The sequence below is a fragment of the Pseudomonas sp. TMB3-21 genome, from assembly GCF_054898145.1.
Window position 1 is genome coordinate 3,459,771 of the sequence record NZ_CM142718.1, and the last position, 23,028, is coordinate 3,482,798.

General features: G+C 59.5%; 24 protein-coding genes. 12 read left to right on the plus strand and 12 right to left on the minus strand.

From position 1 onward, the window contains the following. Nucleotides 1–41: 41 nt before the first annotated feature. Nucleotides 42–1,118 (minus strand): 3-deoxy-7-phosphoheptulonate synthase, encoded by a 1,077-nt coding sequence (locus ACYZTS_RS15880; RefSeq protein ID WP_028619982.1) that lies wholly within the window; start codon nt 1,116–1,118, stop codon nt 42–44. A 129-nt stretch (nt 1,119–1,247) separates the two neighbouring features. Then, a complete protein-coding gene (locus ACYZTS_RS15885) occupies nt 1,248–1,691 on the minus strand; it encodes a PilZ domain-containing protein (RefSeq protein ID WP_461990360.1) in 444 nt (147 codons plus the stop codon). Between ACYZTS_RS15885 and ACYZTS_RS15890 the strand changes: the two genes are divergently transcribed. The 5 genes from ACYZTS_RS15890 to cysB all read left to right on the plus strand — a co-directional run bounded on the left by ACYZTS_RS15890 (nt 1,690) and on the right by cysB (nt 5,647). After that, on the plus strand, nt 1,690–2,076 hold the full coding sequence (locus ACYZTS_RS15890) for a thioredoxin family protein (RefSeq protein ID WP_461996455.1): 387 nt from the start codon (nt 1,690–1,692) through the stop codon (nt 2,074–2,076). The two genes, ACYZTS_RS15885 and ACYZTS_RS15890, sit on opposite strands and share 2 nt — an antisense overlap. Beyond that, nucleotides 2,073–3,029: a putative 2-dehydropantoate 2-reductase gene (locus ACYZTS_RS15895; RefSeq protein ID WP_461990361.1), complete on the plus strand. Its 957-nt coding sequence runs from the start codon at nt 2,073–2,075 to the stop codon at nt 3,027–3,029. The genes ACYZTS_RS15890 and ACYZTS_RS15895 overlap by 4 nt, the downstream gene beginning before the upstream one ends. Nucleotides 3,030–3,052: 23 nt before the next feature. Beyond that, nucleotides 3,053–3,958, plus strand: coding sequence for a 5'-nucleotidase (locus ACYZTS_RS15900; protein WP_461990363.1), 906 nt, complete (start codon nt 3,053–3,055; stop codon nt 3,956–3,958). A gap of 94 nt (nt 3,959–4,052) precedes the next feature. Then, entirely contained in the window at nt 4,053–4,550 is a 498-nt protein-coding gene (locus ACYZTS_RS15905) for a universal stress protein (protein WP_028619987.1), read from the plus strand. A gap of 122 nt (nt 4,551–4,672) precedes the next feature. Continuing rightward, nucleotides 4,673–5,647, plus strand: coding sequence for an HTH-type transcriptional regulator CysB (gene cysB, locus ACYZTS_RS15910; protein ID WP_028619988.1), 975 nt, complete (start codon nt 4,673–4,675; stop codon nt 5,645–5,647). A gap of 7 nt (nt 5,648–5,654) precedes the next feature. On the opposite strand, the gene ACYZTS_RS15915 is transcribed toward cysB, so the two are convergent. Both ACYZTS_RS15915 and ACYZTS_RS15920 read right to left on the minus strand, forming a co-directional pair. Beyond that, nucleotides 5,655–6,137 carry a GreA/GreB family elongation factor gene (locus tag ACYZTS_RS15915; protein WP_461990366.1) on the minus strand — a complete coding sequence of 161 codons (483 nt, stop codon included), beginning with the start codon at nt 6,135–6,137 and terminating at the stop codon, nt 5,655–5,657. Between the two features lie 2 nt (nt 6,138–6,139). Continuing rightward, nucleotides 6,140–6,547 (minus strand): hypothetical protein, encoded by a 408-nt coding sequence (locus ACYZTS_RS15920; RefSeq protein WP_028619990.1) that lies wholly within the window; start codon nt 6,545–6,547, stop codon nt 6,140–6,142. Nucleotides 6,548–6,686: 139 nt separating this feature from the next. Here ACYZTS_RS15920 and earP point away from each other — a divergent pair, with 139 nt between their 5' ends. Together earP and ACYZTS_RS15930 are read left to right on the plus strand one after the other, a co-directional pair. Beyond that, nucleotides 6,687–7,829, plus strand: a complete 1,143-nt coding sequence (gene earP / locus ACYZTS_RS15925) for an elongation factor P maturation arginine rhamnosyltransferase EarP (RefSeq protein WP_461990368.1) — start codon at nt 6,687–6,689, stop codon at nt 7,827–7,829. A gap of 48 nt (nt 7,830–7,877) precedes the next feature. Next, the gene (locus ACYZTS_RS15930) at nt 7,878–8,447 is read left to right on the plus strand and encodes an elongation factor P (RefSeq protein WP_028619992.1); all 570 of its coding nucleotides are present in this window, start codon (nt 7,878–7,880) and stop codon (nt 8,445–8,447) included. Between the two features lie 183 nt (nt 8,448–8,630). On the opposite strand, the gene ACYZTS_RS15935 is transcribed toward ACYZTS_RS15930, so the two are convergent. From ACYZTS_RS15935 to ACYZTS_RS15950, 4 genes are all read right to left on the minus strand, one after another. After that, nucleotides 8,631–9,647 (minus strand): alpha/beta hydrolase, encoded by a 1,017-nt coding sequence (locus ACYZTS_RS15935; RefSeq protein ID WP_461990370.1) that lies wholly within the window; start codon nt 9,645–9,647, stop codon nt 8,631–8,633. A 31-nt stretch (nt 9,648–9,678) separates the two neighbouring features. Next, nucleotides 9,679–10,098 (minus strand): organic hydroperoxide resistance protein, encoded by a 420-nt coding sequence (locus ACYZTS_RS15940; protein WP_028619994.1) that lies wholly within the window; start codon nt 10,096–10,098, stop codon nt 9,679–9,681. 327 nt (nt 10,099–10,425) lie between these two features. Then, nucleotides 10,426–10,887 (minus strand): MarR family winged helix-turn-helix transcriptional regulator, encoded by a 462-nt coding sequence (locus ACYZTS_RS15945; RefSeq protein WP_461996457.1) that lies wholly within the window; start codon nt 10,885–10,887, stop codon nt 10,426–10,428. A 69-nt stretch (nt 10,888–10,956) separates the two neighbouring features. Continuing rightward, nucleotides 10,957–11,913 (minus strand): LysR family transcriptional regulator, encoded by a 957-nt coding sequence (locus tag ACYZTS_RS15950; RefSeq protein ID WP_028619996.1) that lies wholly within the window; start codon nt 11,911–11,913, stop codon nt 10,957–10,959. 109 nt (nt 11,914–12,022) lie between these two features. Here ACYZTS_RS15950 and ACYZTS_RS15955 point away from each other — a divergent pair, with 109 nt between their 5' ends. After that, nucleotides 12,023–12,772, plus strand: a complete 750-nt coding sequence (locus ACYZTS_RS15955) for a sulfite exporter TauE/SafE family protein (protein WP_461990373.1) — start codon at nt 12,023–12,025, stop codon at nt 12,770–12,772. Here the strand turns inward: ACYZTS_RS15955 and ACYZTS_RS15960 are convergent. After that, nucleotides 12,762–13,616 (minus strand): LysR substrate-binding domain-containing protein, encoded by an 855-nt coding sequence (locus ACYZTS_RS15960; protein WP_028619998.1) that lies wholly within the window; start codon nt 13,614–13,616, stop codon nt 12,762–12,764. The two genes, ACYZTS_RS15955 and ACYZTS_RS15960, sit on opposite strands and share 11 nt — an antisense overlap. 96 nt (nt 13,617–13,712) lie before the next feature. Here ACYZTS_RS15960 and ACYZTS_RS15965 point away from each other — a divergent pair, with 96 nt between their 5' ends. Both ACYZTS_RS15965 and ACYZTS_RS15970 read left to right on the plus strand, forming a co-directional pair. Beyond that, a complete protein-coding gene (locus tag ACYZTS_RS15965) occupies nt 13,713–13,928 on the plus strand; it encodes a DUF1127 domain-containing protein (RefSeq protein WP_461990375.1) in 216 nt (71 codons plus the stop codon). Between the two features lie 64 nt (nt 13,929–13,992). After that, nucleotides 13,993–15,222 carry a winged helix-turn-helix domain-containing protein gene (locus ACYZTS_RS15970; RefSeq protein WP_461990377.1) on the plus strand — a complete coding sequence of 410 codons (1,230 nt, stop codon included), beginning with the start codon at nt 13,993–13,995 and terminating at the stop codon, nt 15,220–15,222. A gap of 143 nt (nt 15,223–15,365) precedes the next feature. On the opposite strand, the gene ACYZTS_RS15975 is transcribed toward ACYZTS_RS15970, so the two are convergent. Then, nucleotides 15,366–16,712, minus strand: coding sequence for a class II 3-deoxy-7-phosphoheptulonate synthase (locus tag ACYZTS_RS15975; RefSeq protein WP_028620001.1), 1,347 nt, complete (start codon nt 16,710–16,712; stop codon nt 15,366–15,368). 147 nt (nt 16,713–16,859) lie between these two features. On the opposite strand from ACYZTS_RS15975, the gene ACYZTS_RS15980 reads away from it, so the two are divergent. After that, nucleotides 16,860–17,615 carry a spermidine synthase gene (locus tag ACYZTS_RS15980; RefSeq protein WP_461990379.1) on the plus strand — a complete coding sequence of 252 codons (756 nt, stop codon included), beginning with the start codon at nt 16,860–16,862 and terminating at the stop codon, nt 17,613–17,615. Nucleotides 17,616–17,780: 165 nt separating this feature from the next. On the opposite strand, the gene ACYZTS_RS15985 is transcribed toward ACYZTS_RS15980, so the two are convergent. Then, the gene (locus tag ACYZTS_RS15985; protein ID WP_461990380.1) at nt 17,781–18,572 is read right to left on the minus strand and encodes a crotonase/enoyl-CoA hydratase family protein; all 792 of its coding nucleotides are present in this window, start codon (nt 18,570–18,572) and stop codon (nt 17,781–17,783) included. 431 nt (nt 18,573–19,003) lie between these two features. Between ACYZTS_RS15985 and ACYZTS_RS15990 the strand changes: the two genes are divergently transcribed. After that, nucleotides 19,004–20,677, plus strand: a complete 1,674-nt coding sequence (locus ACYZTS_RS15990; protein ID WP_028624479.1) for a DEAD/DEAH box helicase — start codon at nt 19,004–19,006, stop codon at nt 20,675–20,677. 142 nt (nt 20,678–20,819) lie between these two features. Here ACYZTS_RS15990 and ACYZTS_RS15995 read toward each other — a convergent pair whose 3' ends face one another. Beyond that, nucleotides 20,820–22,976: a mechanosensitive ion channel family protein gene (locus ACYZTS_RS15995; protein WP_461990382.1), complete on the minus strand. Its 2,157-nt coding sequence runs from the start codon at nt 22,974–22,976 to the stop codon at nt 20,820–20,822. Between the last annotated feature and the right edge of the window lie 52 nt (nt 22,977–23,028).

Genomic DNA, 23,028 nt, shown 5'->3' on the forward strand with positions numbered 1-23,028 from the left:
GCCGGGTTAAGCCCGGCGTTTTTGTGTGCAGCGAACAGTAATCAGGCGCGAGTACGTTTCGGCAACACGTCCTTGAGCTTGGCATGCATGCTGCGCAAGGTGTTTTCGGTGGCGGACCAATCGATGCAGGCATCAGTGACCGACACGCCGTATTGCAGGTCGGCGAGGTCTTTCGGAATGGCCTGGCAACCCCAGTTCAAATGACTCTCGACCATCAGGCCGATGATCGACTGGTTGCCTTCAAGGATCTGGTTGGCGACGTTTTCCATCACCAGCGGTTGCAGGGCCGGGTCCTTGTTGGAGTTGGCGTGGCTGCAATCGACCATGATGTTCGGCTTGATCTTCGCCTTGTTGAGCGCTTGCTCACACAACGCGACACTCACCGAATCATAATTGGGCTTGCCGTTGCCACCGCGCAATACCACGTGACCGTAAGCATTGCCCTTGGTGGTGACGATCGACACGCCACCTTCCTGGTTGATGCCGAGGAAACGGTGCGGGCTTGAAACCGACTGCAGCGCATTGATCGCTACGGTCAGGCCGCCGTCAGTACCGTTCTTGAAGCCGACCGCCGAAGACAGGCCGGAAGCCATTTCACGGTGAGTCTGGGATTCGGTGGTGCGCGCGCCGATGGCCGACCAGCTGATCAGGTCCTGCAAATACTGCGGGGAGATCGGGTCCAATGCTTCGGTCGCGGTTGGCAGGCCCATTTCGGCCAGGTCCAGCAGCAACTGACGACCGATGTGCAGACCGTCCTGAATCTTGAACGAGTCGTCCAGGTACGGATCGTTGATCAAGCCCTTCCAGCCAACGGTGGTGCGTGGCTTCTCGAAATACACGCGCATGACCAGATACAAGGTATCGGACACTTCCGCCGCCAGCACCTTCAGGCGCTCGGCGTATTCGTGGGCAGCCTTGATGTCGTGGATCGAGCAAGGCCCGATGACGACGAACAGGCGGTGATCGGTGCCATCAAGAATGTTGCGAATGACTTCGCGACCCTTGGTGACGGTGCGCAGGGCGGCGTCGCTCAGGGGGATGTCACGCTTGAGCTGATCGGGAGTGATCAGCGTCTCGTTGGAAGCGACGTTTAGGTCGTTGATCGGTAAATCAGCCATCGTTTACTCGTCAGGTCACGGGTGCCGGCCGCCAGCGAACCCGCGCGGCGGAGCACAGCAAATTTAAGCGCGTCGGGGAGCGGAACCTTAGCGCGTTACACCGTGACTCGACAATGGGCAGACCAGGGTTTAATCCAGCACAGGCTGTGCAAAAGCCTTGCGAACCGTGTCATGGGAGAACTCGTCGGCGTGTTCCCGGACCCATTCGAGGGCGAGGGCCTGGATATCCTGCAGATCGTTGTGTGTGTCGTGCATGCGGCAATAATGTTCGATCTGGCAAACCTGCTCGTTCATCCGCGCACTGAACAGTGTCTGCTCGTCGACAAAGGCAATGCCCACCAGATAGCCGCGCTTGCGGCGCAGGCACCAGGCGACATAACCGGGATAGCGCGCGTCGGGGTTCAACGTCGGCATGCGCACTTCCAGTGCAGTCCCGTGACGCCATGCGCGGTGGTAATTGCAAGCCATGCCCCCGAGGCTGATAGTGTGCAGCTGTTGCCGCGAAATACACTCAGGTGTGAGCAACGTCAATTCAACAGGCACATCGTCAGGATGAGGAATGAAGCGTCCCATGAACACGGACTCCCTGTGTCGGTCATCTGACATTATTTTCCCCAGTATAGTGGTCGAACTGGAACTGACTGATTTCGACGCCGACCAACGGCTGCTTGCGATGAGTGGGGTTTCGCTGGTGATTTTCACCAGCGTCGGCTGCGCCAGTTGTCGCTACGCGCGTGCGCAACTGCCGGGACTCGAACTGAATGTTGACCGGGTGTGCTGGATTGACGCCGGAGACAACGGCGGGGCGGTCGAGCGTTATCGGGTTTTTCATTTGCCCGCACTCTATGTAGTGCGTGATGGTGAATTCTTTGGAGCCTTGCAATCACGCCTGATCGCCGCGGAGCTTAATGAAGCCGTCCGACAGGCATTGCTCAGAACAGCGGAGGAGTTGCCATGACGGTTGTAATTGCCAGGCCGAGAGTCGGAATCATCGGCACCGGTGCCATTGGCGGTTTTTACGGGGTGATGCTGGCCCGTGCCGGCTTCGACGTGCATTTTCTGTTGCGCAGCGAATTTACCGCGGTGGCCGAACGCGGGCTGTACGTTGACAGTGCCGTGCACGGTGCGCTGGCGTTGAACCCGGTTCAGGCTTACTCATCGGCGCAAGACATGCCGCCCTGTGACTGGCTGCTGGTCGGCGCGAAAACCACCAGCAATGCCGACCTCGCACCGGCGCTGATTGCGGCGGCGGCGCCGAATGCCAAAGTGTTGCTGCTGCAAAATGGTCTGGACGTCGAAGACAGCCTCCGCCCGTTGCTGCCCGATTCGCTGCACATCCTTGGCGGGCAATGCCTCGTCTGCGTCCATCGCACCGAACCGGGCGCGATCACCCATCAGGCGCTGGGCACGGTCAATGTCGGCTACCACAGTGGCCCCGCCGCAGACGAACAGGCGCGCATGGCACTGGTCGAAGAGGGCGCGGGGTTGTTTCGCAGCGCCGGCATCGAATCCCAGGCCATGCCAAATCTGCACCAGGCTCGCTGGCAAAAGCTGGTCTGGAATATCCCTTACAACGGTCTGTCCGTGCTGCTCGGCGCGGGCACCACGCAGTTGATGGCCGATGCCGACAGTCGCGAACTGATCAAGGCGCTGATGGCAGAAGTGGTGCAGGGCGCCGAAGCCTGCGGTCACAATATGCCGGCAGGGTGCGCCGATTACCTGTTCACGATGACCGAAAAACTGCCGGATTACTGGCCAAGCATGTACCACGATTTGCTGCACAAGCGTCCGCTGGAACTGGCGGCAATCTACGCGAAACCGTTGGCAGCAGCCAAAGCGGCAGGCTGCGAATTGCCGCGAATCGAAGCGCTGTATCGCGGTCTGAGTTTTATCGATCGACGTAATACCTGAGTCGATCAACCAAGGGGAAGGGCATGGCAAAGACGATTGACGACAAACTGGTGCTGGCGATTTCTTCGAGCGCTTTGTTCGATCTCGGCGAAAGCCACAAGGTGTACCTGACGAGTGGCGTCGAGGCGTATCGGCAATATCAGATCGAGCACGAAGACGAAATCCTCGAGCCCGGCGATGCATTTCCGTTGGTGGAGAAACTCCTTAACCTCAATACCAGTTTAGGTCGCGCCCGGGTCGAAGTGATTCTGGTGTCGCGCAACAGCGCCGACACCGGATTGAGGGTATTCAATTCGATCCACCATTACGGCCTGGCGATTTCCCGCGCCGCGTTCGTCGGCGGACGCAGTCCTTATCCGTACCTCAAAGCGTTCGGCTGCGACCTGTTTCTCTCCACCCACGCTCAAGATGTGCGCAGTGCGCTGGATGCCGGATTCGCGGCGGCAACGATTCTGTCGGGCGGCGCGAGTCGCGCCGCAAGTGATGAATTGCGTATCGCCTTCGACGGTGATGCGGTGCTGTTTTCCGACGAGTCGGAGCGGGTCTACCAGGCCAGCGGTCTTGAAGCTTTTCAGGCCAGCGAGCGTGAATCCGCGCGCGAGCCATTGCGCGGCGGGCCCTTCAAAGGCTTTTTGGCGGCGCTCAACCTGTTGCAGCGCGAGTTCCCGGATGACGCGTGTCCGATTCGCACGGCGTTAGTCACGGCGCGCTCTGCACCGTCCCATGAGCGGGTAATTCGCACGCTGCGTGAGTGGGACATTCGTCTGGATGAATCTTTATTTCTGGGTGGCCTGACCAAGTCGGCGTTTCTCGAAGCCTTTGCCGCCGACGTATTTTTTGATGATCAGGCTGGTCATTGCGAATTGGCGCGCGAAGTAGTTGCCACCGGTCATGTGCCCCACGGCATCAGCAACGAGCAGAAAGTTTAAGCCTGTGCTTCAACGCGTTACGCGGGCCGTCGTACTCGCCAAGGCACTGCTAAGCTGAATCAATCTCCGCCATGTAGGCACTCGAGGAGGTCATATGATTCGGTCGATGCTGTATGCCACTGACCTCGGCCTGTATGCGCCATTGGTGATGCAGCACGCTTTGACGCTGGCCCGGACATTCAACGCCGACCTGTATGTGGTGCACGCGGTCGAGCCCATGGGGTTGTTTGCGGAATCCGTTTTGCAGAGCTATCTCGATGAGCAGGCGCTCAACGATTTTCACCGGGAGGGGCTGAGCACGGTCATCGCCAGCATCGAGCAGCGGGTACTCGACAGTTTTCGCGAAGAGTTCGGTGAGGAAGACGAGCTGGAGCGGATTCGGGCAGTGCGAGTGCTGCAGGGCGATCCGTCGCAGGTGATTCTCGACCAGGTACAGAAACTCTCTGTTGACCTGCTGATCGTAGGGAGTCACAGCCACGGGACGGGCGCGGAAACCCCTTTGGGCAGAACAGCGGCGAGGGTATTGCAACTGGCCCGGGTGCCAGTCTACCTGGTGCCACTGGTGGAGCGTCGACGGCAAGGGGATCGTTGATCGCCGGGCTCGCAAAATAGTAGCGTTCTGATAAAAAGTTCTAGATTTATTCTTCAAACCATTAATATAGTTATATACCGTCGCTGATGCCCGTGGCGTCTACCTTGCTTTGAGGGATTCATATGAAGCTTCAACAACTGCGCTACATCTGGGAAGTGGCGCACCACGACCTCAACGTCTCCGCTACCGCCCAGAGCCTTTACACCTCTCAGCCGGGCATCAGCAAGCAGATCCGTCTGCTGGAAGACGAATTGGGCGTCGAGGTTTTTGCTCGCAGCGGCAAGCACCTGACCCGCGTCACCCCGGCCGGCGAACGCATCATCACCACCGCCGGCGAGATTCTGCGCAAGGTAGAAAGCATCAAGCAGATCGCTCAGGAGTTCTCCAACGAGAAAAAGGGCACTTTGTCGATCGCGACAACGCACACCCAGGCCCGTTACGCCCTGCCGCCGGTGATCAGCAATTTCATCAAGCAATACCCGGACGTTGCCCTGCACATGCATCAGGGTTCACCGATGCAGATCGCTGAAATGGCCGCTGACGGCACCGTCGATTTCGCCATTGCCACCGAAGCGCTCGAACTGTTCGGTGATCTGGTGATGATGCCGTGCTATCGCTGGAACCGCTGCGTGGTCGTGCCGCAGGGCCATCCGCTGACCAAGGTGTCAAAGCTGACGCTGGAAGCCTTGGCCGAATACCCGATCGTGACCTACGTGTTCGGGTTCACCGGCCGTTCCAAACTCGACGAAGCCTTCAGCCATCGCGGCTTGACCCCTAAAGTGGTGTTCACCGCTGCCGATGCCGACGTGATCAAGACTTACGTGCGCCTGGGTCTGGGCGTGGGTATCGTGGCGAAAATGGCAGTCGATACCAAACTGGATAACGACCTGGTGGTACTCGACGCCAGTGAATTGTTCGAATCCAGCGTGACTAAAATCGGCTTCCGCCGCGGCACCTTCCTGCGCGGTTTCATGTGCGATTTCATCGAGAAATTCGCGCCGCACCTCACCCGCGAAGTCATGGCCAAAGCCATTCAATGTCATAACAAGCAGGAACTGGAAGAGCTGTTCGCCGGCGTCGAACTGCCGGTTCATTGATCTCGGCTTAAATGACCTCGGTAACAGCAAACTGTTGCCGAGCGCCCGCCACCAGAATGTCTACTTCATCCCCCTCGAACTTGCCCAGCAGGCTTTTGCCCAGCGGTGAGCGAGGCGTTATGACGGTAATCAGCTGTCCAACCAGATCGACCTTCAAGCCTGCCGCGTCGGGGGCGAGAAACAGCCACTGTTCGCGACCGTTGTCATCTTCGAGACCCAGCAGGGCGCCGACTTCTATGCCACGCTTTTCGTCATACGCGCGCAGGGGCAAATTCTGACACAGGGTCAGTGACTGGCGAATTTCCTCAACGCGCCGGGCTTGGCCGGCGGCGAGGTACGACGCTTCGAGCCCCAAGGTGTCGTACTTGTTTTCGGCAATGTTTTCTTCGTGCGTTGCGGTTTCGTAAGCGGTTTGCGCAGCACGTTCGGCGATGTCGAGATCGATGCGCAGCTTGTCGATGATCAGTTGGTGGACAGCGTGCTTATTCATGTTCAGTCGCAGAACTGCAAGACGTTGGCGCGGCTTTTCTCGCTCGGCGCGTTCTGGTCCTGTTGCAGCCAGAACTGACACTTGGCGTTCGACAGATTGCGCTTGCTGCTGCGGGCCTGTTCGACCATTTGCTGTTGCTCGTTGTTGCGCAGGTTCTCCTGATATTGCTCGAACATCGGCGTTTGCGCTTCGGCTTCCGGCGCAGGTTGCGCTACAGGCGGGTTGGCCAGTTGCTGCACGGCCTGAGCCACTGGCGCCAGTTGCTCACTGAACAAGAGGCGTGAGGCAAGCCAGCAGGTCAGGGCAATCGCCAGGAACCCCAGCCATAAACCGAGGGCAATGCTGCCGGTCAATTGCAGCGTACTGAGCTGCACCGGCATGCGGCGACGGGGGTGGGAACGGTAGGGCATGGCTGCCTCCTGGCGGATGATCGCGGGCGAGTGGCGATTGTCGCATGAAGATTAATCGCCGTCGGCTCTTCTGTGCGAAGCCATTTATGCGGACAATCGGAATGTGGACAATCGGCGCCTTTGCCAACGGGAGCCTGGAATGCCTGAACTGAACACCCGCTGGGATATTTTTTGCACCGTGGTGGATAACTTCGGCGACATCGGCGTGACCTGGCGCCTTGCCCGGCAACTGGTGGCCGAGCACTCGATGGCGGTGCGTTTATGGGTGGATGACTTGCGTGCTTTCGAGCGACTTTGCCCGCAGATCGACATCGGTCTGAGCCAGCAATGGCAGGAAGGTGTCGAGGTGCGTCACTGGCCAGAAGAATGGCCAGCCGCCGACGCTGCCGATGTGGTGATTGCCGCGTTTGCCTGCCAATTGCCCGGCGCCTACATGGATGCCATGGCGCAGCGGCAACAACCACCGCTATGGATGAATCTCGATTATTTAAGTGCTGAAAGCTGGGTGGTCGGCTGCCACGGCTTGCCTTCAGTGAAATATCAGAATGTGCAGAAGTTTTTCTTCTTCCCGGGTTTTCAGCCGGGTACGGGCGGTTTGCTGCGGGAAAAGAATCTGCTGGAACGGCGTCGGCAATTTCAGCAAGACGCCGAGGCGCAGCGAAATTTCCTGCAAAGTCTCGGCATCAATCGTGCTCAGGGCGCGCAGCTGATATCGCTGTTCGCCTACGAGAATAAAGGCCTGGCCAGTTGGCTCGACACCATGGCCAGCGATTCCACGCCTACGCACCTGCTGGTCCCGGAAGGTCGGATTGTCGCGGATGTCGAGGGTTGGCTCGGATTGAAAGACCTGCAGGCCGGCGCGATCCATGTGCGAAATGCCCTGACCGTGCAAATCCTGCCGTTTGTCCGGCAGGACCAATACGACAGGTTGCTCTGGAGCTGCGATTTCAACGCGGTGCGTGGCGAAGATTCATTTGTCCGCGCGCAATGGGCGGGCCGACCGCTGCTCTGGCACATCTATCGGCAGGATGAAGACATTCACCTCGACAAGCTTGAAGCCTTCATCGAGCTCTACACAAAGGGCCTGACCGACCCCGCACGCGAAGCGATGAGCGGTCTATGGCGCGCATGGAATGCCGATGAAGCAATGGCCGACCACTGGCAGTCGATGCGCAAACACTGGCCGGAACTGCAGGAACACGCCGAGGCGTGGTGTCTGGAACAGGGCTTGCAGGCGGATCTTGCCGCGGCGCTGGTACAGTTTTATGTAAATTGGATATGATACGCGGCCTAGATTTTTGTAAATCCCATCCAAATTCGGATATTCGCAATGAAAACTGGTAAAGAACTGAAACCCGGTACCGTGATCCGTCTCGAAAACGATCCTTGGCTGGTTCAGAAAGCTGAATTCACCAAGTCTGGTCGTAACAGCGCGATCATGAAGACCAAGCTGAAAAACCTGCTGACCGGTTACAAGACCGAGATCGTTTACAGCGCTGACGACAAACTGGACGACGTGATCCTCGACCGCAAAGAAGCGACCCTGTCCTTCATCAGCGGCGACACTTACACGTTCATGGACACCACTGACTACACCATGTACGAGCTGAACGCTGAAGACATCGAAGCCGTTCTGCCTTTCGTTGAAGAAGGCATGACCGATGTTTGCGAAGCGATCTTCTTCGAAGAGCGTCTGGTTTCCGTAGAGCTGCCGACCACTATCGTGCGCGTAGTTGACTACACCGAAGGTTCCGCTCGCGGTGACACTTCCGGCAAGGTAATGAAGCCTGCCAAGCTGAGCAACGGTACAGAGCTGCAAGTTGCTGACTTCATCGAAATCGGTGACAAAATCGAAATCGATACCCGCGAAGGCGGTTCCTACAAAGGCCGTGCCAAATAAGCACAGCTTCAGGAATGAAAGAGCCCGACCATTGAGTCGGGCTTTTTTGTGTGTGTAGTTTCAGATTCAACGGCGAACACTGTGGGAGCGAGCCTGCTCGCGAAGGCGATTTAAGCTTCAACGTTTGTGTCGACTGATACACCGCCATCGCGAGCAGGCTCGCTCCCACCATTGGATCATGCGTTATTTCTTCAGGTGTTGTTTCAATTCCTCGGACGCCTGCAGCATCGCCGAACGCACCGCAGGCACCTGACTCACCACGTTCAACAAACCGTAATCGTGAATCATGCCGTTGTAGCGCACCGCGGTAACCGGCACACCCGCTTCATCGAGTTTGCGAGCATAGGCTTCACCTTCGTCGCGCAGCACATCCGCACTGGCGGTCTGTACCAGCGCTGGGGGCAGGCCCTTGAGTTGCGCGGTGGTCGCTCGCAGTGGCGAAGCATAGATCTCGTTACGCTGCTTGGCGTCGGTGGTGTAGTTGTCCCAGAACCACTTCATCATGTTTCGGGTGAGGAAGTGCCCCTCGGCAAACTGCTGGTAAGACGCCGTGTCAAAATTTGCATCGGTCACTGGCCACAGCAACACCTGAAATTTGATAGCCGGCGTGCCCTTGTCTTTGGCCATCAGCGCAACGACTGCCGCCATGTTGCCGCCGACGCTGTTACCGGCCACGGCCAATCGTTTGCCGTCGACGTTGATTTCCTTGCCGTGCTCGGCCACCCATTTCGTCGCGGCGTAAGCCTGGTTGATGGCTACGGGGTAATGCGCTTCCGGCGAAGGGGTGTAGTTGACGAACACCGCCGCCGCGCCCGAACCGACCACCAGATCGCGGACCAGCCGCTCGTGGGTCGAGAAATCTCCCAGCACCCAACCGCCGCCGTGGAAAAACATGAACACCGGCAGCTCGCCTTTGACTCCGGCCGGCCGGACGATAGTCAGGCTGAGCGGTTGGCCATTGACCTGGATGGTTTTCTCGCTGACATCGGCTTTTGGCAGCGTCAGTTTCACCCCGGCCTGCGCACCCACCAGGACAGCGCGGGCCTCATTGGGGGTGAGCTGTTCAATCGGTTTGCCGGTGCCGGCATTCAACACATCGAGGAACGCCTGGGTGTTGTGTTCAACGCTGTCGCCCGCAAACGCGCTGTGGATGGACAGGGCGAGGAGGGTACCGGTCAAGACTTTGCTGAAAGTGTTCATGTGGGTTTCCTGTTCGGCCTTGGTTCAGGGATCAGACAGTGACGTGCAGGCGCACATCGACGTTGCCACGGGTGGCGTTGGAGTACGGGCAAACCTGGTGAGCGGCGTCGACCAGCGACTGCGCGTCGGCTTGTTCAAGACCTGGCAGGCTGATGTGCAGATCGATGTCCAGACCAAAACCGCCAGGGATCTGACCGATGCCGACATGGGCCGTGATCGCGGCGTCGTTCGGGATGCTGCGTTTGGTCTGGCTGGCAACGAATTTCAGCGCGCCGATGAAGCAGGCCGAGTAACCGGCAGCGAACAGTTGTTCCGGGTTGGTTGCTGCGCCACCGGCACCACCGAGTTCTTTCGGGGTGGCGAGTTTGACGTCGAGGATGTTGTCGCTGGAAACCGCACGACCGTCACGGCCGCCAGTGGAGGTTGCGATTGCGGTGTAGAGAGTTTGCATGGTGTCAGCCTCGTTCTATTTGAGTTTGTTCGCGCTAAATGTTTGCGCGCTAAGTAAGTGCGAGATGAATGTATCGCGCAAATATTTAGCGCGCAAGATAAATTTTGGAAATTTTTCCGTCAGCGAAATGGCGTAAAAGCGAGTTCCGGTGAAATTACTGAGCTAGAGCGATCGAGGGGGCAGGGTGACGTGCGAATTATTTTTTAAACGACTCGGGTTGTAGGAGCAAGCTTGCTCGCGATGGCAGTGTGTCAGTCAGCAAAAAAGGTGAATGACGTACCGCTATCGCGAGCAAGCTTGCTCCTACGGATTAATGGCGTTTGGGAATTAGAGGCTGTCTTGCAAATGGCTGCGCAATGCTTGCAGCTCGGCCTGAAGGTTCTGCAGCCGTTCCAGCGACATTCCGCTGGCACCGAGGATGCACTGCGGAATGCCGCGTGCCTTGTCACGCAACGCGCGGCCCTGTTCGGTCAGTTCAACGATCACCACTCGCTCATCCTCACGGCTGCGCGTACGGCTTAGCAATCCCTCTACTTCCAGGCGTTTCAGCAACGGCGTCAGGGAGCCAGGATCAGTCAACAACCGCGTGCTGATTTCTCCTACGGTCAAACCGTCCTGTTCCCACAACACCATCATCGCCAGGTACTGCGGATACGTGAGCCCCAGTGCCTGCAGCAGCGGCTTGTAGACCTTGGTCATCAACAGCGAAGTCGAGTGCAGGGCGAAGCAGGCCTGATTGTCCAGCAGCAGGTCTTCGCAGTTATCCGGGGTGTTGCGCTTGGTCGTCATTTCAAAGCCTTGATCAGTGATCGTCATGAATCTAGCGACCGAATCTTTAATGTGCCAGATAATTCTGACCTAGTGCCGGTCCAGCGTGGTTTTCAGCGCAAGGTCCCACGGTGGCGCCGGGCTGAAGCGGGTTTTCAGGTATTCGAGCAGCAAGCGGCTGCGCGAGTTGGGTTGCTGTTCCAGCCGTAGTGCGTAAATCCCGGTGGTCTCTGCGGGCGGCAAACCTTTTTCGCAAAACAGCGGCAGCAGTTCGCCCCGCAGCAGGCATTCGCTGGTCAGCCAGGTGGGTAAATGGGCGATTCCCAGCCCGGCCAACGCACCGCACAGCAACGCTTCGGCATTGTTAGCGCTCATGCGGATACGGCCAGGGCGATGCAAGTGCATCTGTCCGTCGCGTTCGAACCGCCAGGCGAACGGTGGAGCGAGGCCATCCCAGTCGAGGCCATCGTGCTCCGTCAATTGCGCCGGATCGCTCGGCACCCCGCGCCGCTGCAGGTAATCGGGGCTGGCGCAGGCAACGCGCACCATGCTCGCCAAGGGCGTCGCCACCAGCCGGGTGTCGGCCATTTGCCCGGCGCGCAGCACCAGATCGACCTTGCCCAGATTCAAGCCCTGCATGTCGACAAAGCTCTCGATCAGATGCAACTGCACGTCGAGGCCGGGATAAAGCATCAAGAAATCGGCGATCACTGGCGCCAGGTGCCGTCGCCCGAAACCAGCCGGTGCATCCAGCCGGATCAGGCCCTCCGGTGCACTGCTCAACGACACTGCTTCGGCACGGGCGAGCTGCAACTCGGCGACGATCCGCCGTGCACGCTCGGCGAATGCCAGCCCGGCCGGCGTGGCGCGCACGGCGTGGGTGCTGCGGATGAACAATTGACTGCCGACGGCGTTTTCCAGACTATCGATACGTCGCGCTACGGCTGAGGGTGTCATAGGATGGCGCCTGGAAGCGGCGGAAAAGCTGCCGGTCTCCAGTACGTCGAGAAACAGGCCTAACTGGTCTGTTAGCTGATTGGGATTCATGATGTCATGTGCTTGTGCGAGATTGGCATAGCCATTGTGCGTTGCTATGCGTTTCCGCGCCAGACTCGACTGCGTAGCATGGGAAGCCTGCAACGAAGGGAAACAAGTCGTGATCGAGTTTTTGATGTATCTGGTATTTGGCGCCGCCCTGGGAACCCTCGGCGGACTATTTGGCATCGGCGGCGGTTTGATTGCCATTCCGTTGCTGGGCGTTTTGTTCGGCCTTGATCAGCAAATAGCCCAAGGCACCGCATTGGTGATGGTCGTACCAAACGTGATGCTGGCGCTGTGGCGTTATCACCAGCGCAACAAGATCGAACTGCGCAACGCCTTGCCGCTGGCGTTGACGGGGTTCATTTTCGCCTGGCTAGGTTCGATCTGGGCAGTGGGCATTGATGCGCAAACCATGCGAGCGGGATTCGTCGCGTTCCTGGTCGTGCTGTCGGCTTACAACCTGGTGCGGATGTTCACCGGCAACGCACCGGCTTCTGCGCAAATGCGTTATTCATGGCCATGGCTGGGCGCGCTCGGCGCGGCATCCGGAATCATGGGCGGGTTGTTCGGCGTAGGTGCGGCAGTGGTCGCGACGCCGGTGCTCACCAGTGTTTTTGGCATGACTCAGGTGGTGGCCCAAGGCTTGTCGCTGGCACTGGCATTGCCAAGTACAGGCGTCACGCTCGTCACCTATGCAGCGCATCATCAGGTTGACTGGATGATTGGCTTGCCTCTGGCTGTCGGCGGTCTGTTGAGTATCAGTTGGGGTGTGAAAATCGCCCACGCTCTGCCGGAGCGGCTGTTGCGTGGGCTGTTCTGCGGTTTTCTGGTGCTGTGCGCGGTGATGCTCGCCTTTAAAGTTTGAAGCCTTCAACGATGTGCTCGGCCAGGCATTCGGTGATCGGCGAAGGATTGTGCAGGTTACGCAGCAACATGATGCTGGCCTCTGGCAATATCGGCAGGTCCTCAGCCTCGCCGAGAATGCGCAAGTCCGGCGTGATCAGGCTTTCCAGCTGCGCGGTAACCGCCAGCCCGGCACTGACCACCGCCATGATTGCCGACAGGCTGGAGCTGTTGTAGGCCACGCGGTAGTCGCGGCCCATCGCGTCCAGCGCGTTGCATGCCCATAGCCGGCAGAAGCAGTCGCTGTTGAACATCGCCAGCGGCAACGGCGTCTGTTCGTGCGCACTGAAGCACTGCGCCTCGGCCCAGACAAACCGCTCCTTGCGCAACAACTGGCCGATCTCGTTGCCCGGCTCGCGAGTGACGATCGACAGGTCGAGGTCCTGACGCAGCAGCAATTGTTTTGATGATTCGCAATGCACTTCGATCTGGATCAGCGGATAGGACTGGGCAAACCGCCGCAAAATCCCTGGCAGAAAACGCATCACGTAATCGTCCGGCGTCCCGATGCGGACGGTGCCAACCATGTGCGGCTCGCGCAGTGTGTTGAACACCTCGCTGTGCAATTTGAGAATGCGCCGCGCGTACCCCAGCAGCACCTGACCTTCGGCCGTCAGGCGCACCTGACGCCCGTCGCGCTGGAACAACTGGCGCTGCAACACATCCTCTTCCAGCCGTTTCATCTGCATGCTCACGGCAGATTGCGTGCGGTTGACCAACTCGCCGGCGCGGGTGAAACCACCTTGGTCGGCGATGGCGACAAAGGTGCGCAGCACGTCGGTGTCGATACTCGGGTAGGCGGACATTCATCAATCTCCGAGATGGGTTGCATCAGAAACATTCGTTGGATTGATCTTAAGCCCGGCGCGACACTTGAGCCATCCCAAACGGAGGGCAACAAGATGAAAGGTCAAAAAGGTTATGTCGAAGTAGAGAAACATTCCGTCCACGTCGTGTCGGATCTGCTGCACAAGATCAGCCGCTGGTACGAATTGCACCGTGAACGGGAGCTGCTGGCGAGCATGAGCGATGAAGCGCTGAAGGACATCGGAATCAGTCGGGCGGACGTCGAACATGAAGCCATCCGCCCATTCTGGGATGACCCGATGCACAAATGAATCATCCACCACTACACACACCGTCTCCCGTTGAGGTAGGTTGCGAGCAGACAAGGAGATGCTCATGCCCGCAACACTGTCCTTATCCCTTAAACAGGCTCGGCGTCTGGCGCTGGCTGCCCAAGGATTCCACGGGCGCCAGCCGCCAGCGACGATCAAAGCGCTTCAGCTCAATCGCCTGATCGAACGACTGGGCATTCTGCAGATCGATTCGGTCAACGCGTTGGTGCGGTCGCACTACCTTCCCTTGTTTTCTCGCCTCGGTAATTATTCGCCCGACCTGCTCGACCAGGCCGCCTGGAGTTCGGGCCGACGACGCACGCTGTTCGAATATTGGGGCCATGAAGCGTCGTTGCTGCCGCTGTCGATGTACCCGTTGATGCGCTGGCGCATGCAACGTGCGGCGCGTGGTGAAGGGATCTATCAGCAACTGGCGCGGTTCGGTCGGGAGCAGCAGGACACGATCCGCCGGGTGCTGGGCTCGGTCGAGCAACTCGGCGCGCTGGGTGCCGGCAGCCTGTCAACGCGTCAGGAGCGGGCCGGACCGTGGTGGGACTGGAGCGCCGAGAAGCATGCCCTCGAGTGGTTGTTCGCCGCCGGTGAAGTCAGCGTCGCTGGGCGGCGCGGGTTCGAGCGTCTTTATGATTTGCCGGAGCGGGTGATTCCGGCAGCGACACTTCAGCAGCCGCTGCTCACTGAGGCCGAGGCACAGCGCGGGTTGTTGCTGCACGCGGCCGGCGCCCTGGGTGTCGCGACGGACAAAGACCTGCGCGATTACTTCCGTCTCAACCCTGGCGATTCGCGTCTGCGCCTGGCGGAGTTGGTGGAGGCGGGCGCGTTGCAGATGTGCGAAGTGCAGGGCTGGCGACAACCGGCTTATTGCCTGCCCGAGCCCACGTTGCCGCGCAAGGTTGAAGCGAACGCGTTGTTGTCGCCGTTTGATTCGCTGATCTGGGAGCGCAGTCGCACCGAGCGTTTATTCGATTTTCGTTATCGGCTGGAGATTTACACGCCTCAGGCGAAGCGCATTTACGGCTATTACGTATTGCCGTTTTTGCACAACGAGCGGATTGCCGCGCGGGTCGATTTACGCGCTGAGCGGGCGCTTGGGCGATTGGCGGTGCATGCGGTGCACGAGGAGGAGCCGGGGCTGGATGACGCGGGAATGCTGGCGCTGGCGATGAATTTGCAGAGGATGGCGGATTGGCTAGGGCTTGAGCGGGTGCAGTTGAATTGTCAGCGGGTGAGTGCGGGCCGGTTGCGGGTGGCGTTGGCTCAAATCGGTGTCGACTGATCTGGCTTCATCGCCAGCAGGCTGGCTCCCACAGTGGAACTGCGCCGAACACAAAATTCATATAGAGGCTAGCTCCGCACCAGGTCTGTGGCGAACACAAAACCATGTGGGAGCTAGCCTGCTAGCGATAGGTGCGACGCGGTCTAACGGCGGACTTGCTTCAAGGTCTCGGCTATCAAAAACGCCAGCTCCAGCGACTGATCGGCATTCATCCGCGGGTCGCAATGGGTGTGGTAGCGATCCGACAACCCGTCTTCAGTAATCGGCCGCGCACCGCCAATGCACTCGGTCACATTCTGCCCGGTCATCTCGATATGGATGCCTCCGGCGTAGGTGCCTTCCGCCTGATGGACCTGGAAGAACTGTTTCACCTCGCCAAGGATTTGCGCAAAATCACGAGTCTTGTAGCCGCTGCTGGCCTTGATGGTGTTGCCGTGCATCGGGTCGGAGCTCCACAGCACCTGCTTGCCTTCACGCTGGACCGCGCGAATCAGTTGCGGCAGATGATCGCCGACCTTATTGGCACCCATCCGCGCGATCAGGTTCAAGCGACCGGGATCGTTGTCCGGGTTGAGCACATCAATCAGCCGAATCAGGTCTTCGGGGTTCATGCTCGGGCCGACTTTCACCCCGATCGGGTTGTTCACCCCGCGCAGAAATTCGACGTGCGCGCCATCGAGCTGGCGGGTACGGTCGCCGATCCACAACATGTGCGCCGAGCAATCGTAATAATCGTTGGTCAGGCTGTCGCGGCGCACGAAGGCTTCTTCGTAGTTCAGCAGCAACGCCTCGTGGGCGGTGAAAAAACTGGTCTCACGCAACTGCGGTGAGCTGTCCATGCCGCAGGCTCGCATGAAGGCCAGGGTTTCATCGATGCGATCAGCCAGGTGACTGTATTTTTCCGCCAGCGCCGAGTTGGCGATGAAGTCCAGGTTCCACTTGTGCACCTGATGCAGGTCGGCAAAACCGCCCTGGGCAAAAGCGCGCAGCAAGTTCAGGGTCGCGGTCGACTGGTGATAGGACTGCAGCAGACGTTCCGGATCCGGCACGCGACTTTTTTCGTCGAAACCGATGCCATTGACGATGTCGCCGCGGTACGCGGGCAAGGTCACGCCGTCGATGGTTTCGTCATTGGCCGAGCGCGGTTTGGCAAACTGCCCGGCCATACGTCCGACCTTGACCACCGGGCAACCGGCGGCGAAGGTCATGACGATCGCCATCTGCAGCAGCACCTTGAAGGTGTCGCGGATCTTCGCGGCGGAGAATTCCGCGAAGCTTTCGGCGCAATCGCCGCCCTGCAACAGAAACGCACGGCCCTGGGTCACCTCGGCAAACTGGCGGCGCAACTCGCGCGCTTCACCGGCAAACACCAGTGGCGGATAACTGGCCAGGGTTTGCTCGACGTGCGACAAATGCGCGGCGTCGGGGTATTGAGGTTGTTGCTGGATCGGCAGGGCGCGCCAGCTGTCAGGGCTCCACGGTTGGCTCATCTTGGTCTCGGTTGTTTTACGCTCGGGCGCTCATGTTATCAGCAATTAGTGCGTGACCCGCTGCCGTCGCTTCGCCGACAATCGCGCCTTTGCCGCTGCATGTTGCGGTGTGTCGCGTTGCCCGAGTGGTGACGATCAGGAGACCCAATGACTGAGGAGCGCGTCGAGCATTTGCTCGCCGAGGTACAAGACGAGTTCGGTGTGATTCGCGTGCTGGAAGTGGCCGATTACCGTTTTCTCGAGTTCGGTGATGCCATCGAACAGAGCTGTGTGTTCACCGCCGACCCGAGCTGGCTCGAATACGATTACACCCGTGCAATGCTGATCGGCGCGTTGTGCCACGAGCAGCCGGAGAGCGCGCTGTTCCTGGGGCTCGGCGCGGGCACGTTGACGCAGGCTTGCCTGAAGTTTTTGCCGCTGGAAGATGTCGAAGCCATCGAATTGCGACCCGACGTACCGCGTCTGGCAATCGAGTATCTCGGGCTGGATGACGACCCACGGCTGTATATCCGCGTGGGCGATGCGCTGGAATTGCTGGATACCGCCGAGCCGGCCGACCTGATTTTCGTCGACCTTTACACCGACGTCGGCCCGGGTGTCGGCCATCTGGCCTGGAGCTTTCTCGAGAACTGTCAGAAACGCCTGAATCCCGGCGGCTGGCTGGTGATCAATCAATGGGCGACCGATGACGGAAAACCGCTGGGGGCGGCGCTGTTTCGTGGTTTGTATCATCGCCACTATTGGGAATTGCCGGTGAAAGAGGGCAATGTGATTCTGATCGTGCCGTCGGAGCTGGATCAGGAATTGGACCTCGACGGTTTGATGGCCCGGGCCGAAGGGCTCGCACCGCGGTTGGGGTATTCATTGCAGTCGTTGATCAAGGCGATTCGCCCGGCGACTTGATGCGGCGAGGTCCTGTGGCGAGGGAGCTTGCTCCCGCTTGGCCAGGCTGGCGCTCCAGTGCGCAGCATTCACAAAATGTGCATTGGTTGCGAAGATTTTTGGGGCCGCTTCGCCCGGACGCGGATCGGCCCGGCGGGAGCAAGCTCCCTCGCCACAAAAGCATTGTCAGCAGCCTTTGAAGACGCCCGGACGCTTCTCCACCAGCGACCGCATGCCTTCCTGCGCATCCACGCTGCCCAGCAAGCGCTTGGCCAGCGCGGGCAACGCCTGCGCCGCTGCGGTTTCGCCTTCGTGACGCGCCTGCCGCGCCGACATCAGCGTCGCCTGCACCCCAAGCGGCGCCTGGCACGCAATCCGCTGTGCCAACTCAATGGCTCGCGGCATCAAATCCTCACTGGCCATGACTTCCTGCACCAGGCCCAGGCGCAACGCTTCATGGGCATCAAACTCATCGCCGGTGAGTAACCAGCGCATGGCATTGCCCCAACCGGCCAGTTGGTGCAGGCGCAGGGTCGCGCCACCAAACGGGAAGATCCCGCGTTGTACTTCCTTCTGCGCGAAACGGGTATTGCTGGCGCACAGGTTGATGTCGGCCGCGAGCATCAGCTCGATACCGATCGTCAGGCAGTAGCCCTGCGCAGCGACGATCACCGGTTTGCTTACCCGTGGGCCGACAAACACCCCCCACGGATCACAACCACCGGGCGGCGCCTGCCAGCCTTCAGCGAGCGCCGCACTGGCGTTGACCAGATCGAGCCCGGCGGTAAAGTGCTCGCCATGGGCAAACACCACCGCCACCCGCGCTTCGCGGTCAGCCTCGAACTCGCCATAGGCAAGGCTCAACGCGTTGAGCAGTTCGAGGTCGAAAGCGTTGCGCTTGGCGACCCGGTCCAGACCGATCATCAGGACGTGGCCGTGCCGCTCGCAGGTGACACGACTCGAAGGGGGCTGATTCATCAAGCAATTCCTCGTGCGGGAAGGGGCGTGAGCGGGAAGAGCGCGCGCCAGTTTGCGTGATTCAGGTGAACCGATTTAGCGCGATCACCAGCGGGGCCGGGCCATTGAAAAGTAGTCGGTGTATCGAATCTGCGCAAAGCGTGTGACGTAACGGCATACGTGTCAGTTTTCCGACAAATAATGCTCCCTTTTTGGCCGAATTCCGGTATAGTGCGCGCCGGCCTTTAACCGGGCCGCGTTTAGGTAGCGCAATTCCCCGAAGTCAGCTTCGGCTGCACGTCCGCACAGCGGACTCTCCCTTGACGAATCTTTTTCATTCATTCGTTTTCGCAAATCCCCGCCGACAAAGCAGCCAGGGCGACTCTTGAGTCTTACACGGCATGCGCAGCTTTGGAGCATGGGTCTTTGCGGATGCACTTAGAGGCAGACCCATGACCCAGGAAACCGGCGGCTTCGCCGCTTTTAATCTTAATCCGAACATTCTTGCAGCCGTCATTGCGACCGGCTACGAAGAACCTTCGGCTATTCAGCAGCAATCGATCCCGATCATCATGGCCGGCCAGGACATGATTGGCCAGGCGCAAACCGGTACCGGTAAAACCGCCGCTTTTGCCCTGCCTATTCTGCATTGCATCGATCCTGCCAAGCGCGAGCCGCAAGCCCTGATCCTGGCGCCAACCCGTGAGTTGGCGCTGCAAGTAGCAACCGCTTTCGAAACCTACGCCAAGCAAATGCCGGGCGTGACCGTTGTGGCCGTTTACGGCGGCGCCCCGATGGGCCCACAACTGAAAGCAATCCGTAATGGCGCACAGATCGTTGTCGCCACCCCGGGCCGTCTGTGCGACCACCTGCGTCGTGACGAAAAAGTGCTGTCGACCGTGAACCACCTGGTTCTCGACGAAGCCGATGAGATGCTCAAACTGGGTTTCATGGACGACCTCGAAGTTATCTTCAAGGCCTTGCCTGCTACCCGTCAGACCGTATTGTTCTCGGCGACCCTGCCGCAGTCCATTCGCGCCATTGCCGAACGCCATTTGCGCGATCCGCAACACGTGAAGATCCAGACCAAGACCCAGACCGTTACCGCGATCGAACAGGCTCACCTGTTGGTTCACGCTGACCAGAAGACCTCGGCTGTATTGAGCCTGCTGGAAGTCGAAGACTTCGACGCCCTGATCATGTTCGTGCGCACCAAGCAAGCGACCCTGGACCTGGCCAGTGCCCTGGAAGCCAAAGGCTACAAAGCCGCTGCGCTGAACGGTGACATTGCTCAGAACCAGCGTGAGCGCGTGATCGAATCCCTCAAGGATGGCCGTCTGGACATCGTTGTGGCGACCGACGTTGCCGCTCGTGGTCTGGACGTTCCGCGCATCACTCACGTGTTCAACGTGGACATGCCGTACGATCCGGAATCCTACGTTCACCGTATCGGCCGTACTGGCCGTGCCGGTCGCGAAGGTCGTGCATTGCTGCTGGTGACTCCGCGCGAGCGCCGCATGCTGCAAGTGATCGAGCGTGTAACCGGTCAAAAAGTTGCTGAAGTCCGCCTGCCGGATGCTCAGGCCGTTCTCGATGCGCGCATCAAGAAACTGACCAACAGCCTGTCGCCGCTGGTTGGCGATGCCGAGTCGACTCACGGTGATCTGCTCGATCGTCTGACCGCCGACATCGGTTGCAGCCCGCGTGCCCTGGCCGCAGCCCTGCTGCGCAAGGCAACCAACGGTCAAGCGTTGACCCTGGACGCTATCGAGAAAGAACGTCCACTGGTGCCGAACAATGCACCGCGTGGCGATCGTCCAGAGCGTACCGGTGATCGCCCGGACCGTGGTGATCGTGAGCGTCGCGCTCCGGTTGCATTGGCCGAAGGTCGTGCTCGTTGCCGTACCGCGCTGGGTGCGCGTGATGGCATCGCTGCCAAAAACCTGCTGGGCGCCATCCTCAACGAAGGTGGTCTGGCTCGTGAAGCCATCGGTCGCATCCAGGTGCGTGACAGCTTCAGCCTCGTCGAGCTGCCGGAAGACGGTCTGGAAAAACTCCTGACCAAACTGAAGGACACTCGCGTTGCTGGTAAGCAGTTGAAGCTGCGTCGCTATCGCGAAGATTGATCCGCTCTGGAGCTGATTGATCGAACATGAAAAATCCCCGACTGGTTCGGGGATTTTTTTTGCCTGCATTTTTTGCTGCTTGGGCACTACCGTGGCGAGCGAGCAAGCTCGCTCGCCACGGGAATGGTTATCACAAGGGGCGTTACTCGGTTGCCGTTCCGCCGCCAGCTGTGACCACTTGCACGCTCATGCGTGGCGTTGCCAGATCAAAGCCTGCTTCATCCAGATGACGTTTCAGCGACAGGTTAAAGGCGCGCGACACTTCCCACTGCTTGATCGGCGCTGTCTTGAAACGGGCGCGCAGGATCGCGTTGCCTGACTCGAAACTCTCGACACCCTGTATCTCCAGCGGCGACCAGATGTTGCGCCGCTGCAGCGGATCGGTGCGAATTTTCTGGCCGACTTCGCGCATCAGTTTGATCGCGTTATCAATGTCCATATTGGCCGGCACCGCCACCCGGAAAATCGCATAGCCGAATTCCCTCGAATAGTTCTTGATGCTTTTGATTTCGCTGAACGGGATGGTATGGACGATGCCGTCGATGTCTCGCAGGCGCACAGTGCGGATGGTCAGGCCTTCGACGGTACCGAGGTGGCCGCCGACGTCGACATAATCGTCGATGGCCAGCGAATCTTCGATGATGATGAACAGACCGGTAATCAGGTCGGCGACCAGTGATTGCGCACCGAAACCGATGGCCAGACCGATTACCCCGGCACCCGCCAGCAGTGGCGTGACGTTCATGCCCATGTTGGCCAGGGCGACGATCAGCGCGATGATGAAAATCGCCACGAACAGCACGTTGCGGATCAACGGCATCATCGTTTGCGCGCGGGCATTGGCCAGACCTTTGCGCGATCGGGTGAGCGCGTGATGCACGGCCGTGTCACTGAGAATCCACACCAGCCAGGCGAAGATCAGTGTGCCGGCGAGGCCGAACAGTTTGACGCTGATCTCGTGCCCGTCACCCTCGGTAAATGCGATCAGCGACATGCCCCAGACCCGCAGGCCCAGCTCGATGAAGACCAGCCAGACCAACAGGTGGGCGAGGGTATAGAAGAAGCTTTTCAAGCGGTCCGAGTACAGCGCGTGGCGTTTTACCCCGCGTTGCGGTCGCAGCGAATGGCGGCGTACCAACCCGTTGATGACCATGCACAACACCAATAGCACGGTGCAGATTAGCGATTGGCGCAGCGCGGTGCTGGTGTCGCCGGCCGAGACGAATGTGGCGAACAGCGAGATCGCCACCAGTACCAGCGCTGGCACGAACCAGAAGGTTCCGAGAATCTCGATCGTGTCGCTGAGCGCGCGACGGGTCAGGCGCCGGGACAGCGGCTGGTTGCGGATCAAGTGCGCGATCGGCCGGCGGAAGCGCAGGATGAACAGTCCGGTGGACAGCGCCGCGAGTACGTTGGCGATGGTCGCGGCAGTGTGCGCCAGATGAGTGCCGAGGCTGGTGACCAGGCGCGGGTCGCTCAGCGCCTCACCGAAGGCGGCGAAACTGCCGATCAGCCACAGCGGACGAAAGGCCTGATGGCGCAGGATATACAAGGCGCGGTGGCGATGCGGGCCGTCGAGTACGGAGAACGCAATCACACAGATCGCCGAAAAACACGTGCCGACCACCAGCGCGTAAGCGAGCACCATCGCCAGGCTTTTGCCCAGGGACGAGGGCAGGGCGTAACTCATGTAAACGGTGATCACCAAGGCGATCAGCCACGGTCCAAGTTTGCGCAAAGCGAAGCGCAACATGTCGAGCGCCTTGGGGTGCTGCGGCAATTCTGCAGTCAGACCGAAGCGCATCCGAACCCGGTGGCCGAGCCAGATCAGCGCCGCCGCCAGCAGGCTCCAGACCATCAGAATCATGGCGAAGCCAAAGATGATCGGCAGCCATTCGTTGGCCGGCAGTATCAGCGCCGCGAGTTCGTCCTCGGCCAGTTTGAATTCCGCAGACCAGCGTGTCAGCGGACTGTCTGCCCCGGAGAACTGTTTCTCGAAATTGGTCAGGGTGCCGCCGATCAGGCCGAGCACACCTTGCTCGGGTGTCGGTTGAGCTTTCGCTGTGGCGTCACGAAGTTTTTTCAGGTCGGTCAGCAACTGGGTGCGTTGCTGATCGTTCTCCAGCGACTTGATGACCTCGTCCAGCGATTGCCCCAGCGGTTCTTCGGCTTGCGGTTGGGTCTTGGCGCCGCCGTTGAGCAGGCCGGGCAAACCCACCGCCTCGGCGGACGCTATCGGTAGCAGCATCAGCAGGCAGACGAGAAGAAAATACGGCAGGGCGAAAAAACGAGCGAACACTGGACGGTCAACCTCGGGCTAAGCGGATCGAACGAGTGTACGAGCCCGTCAA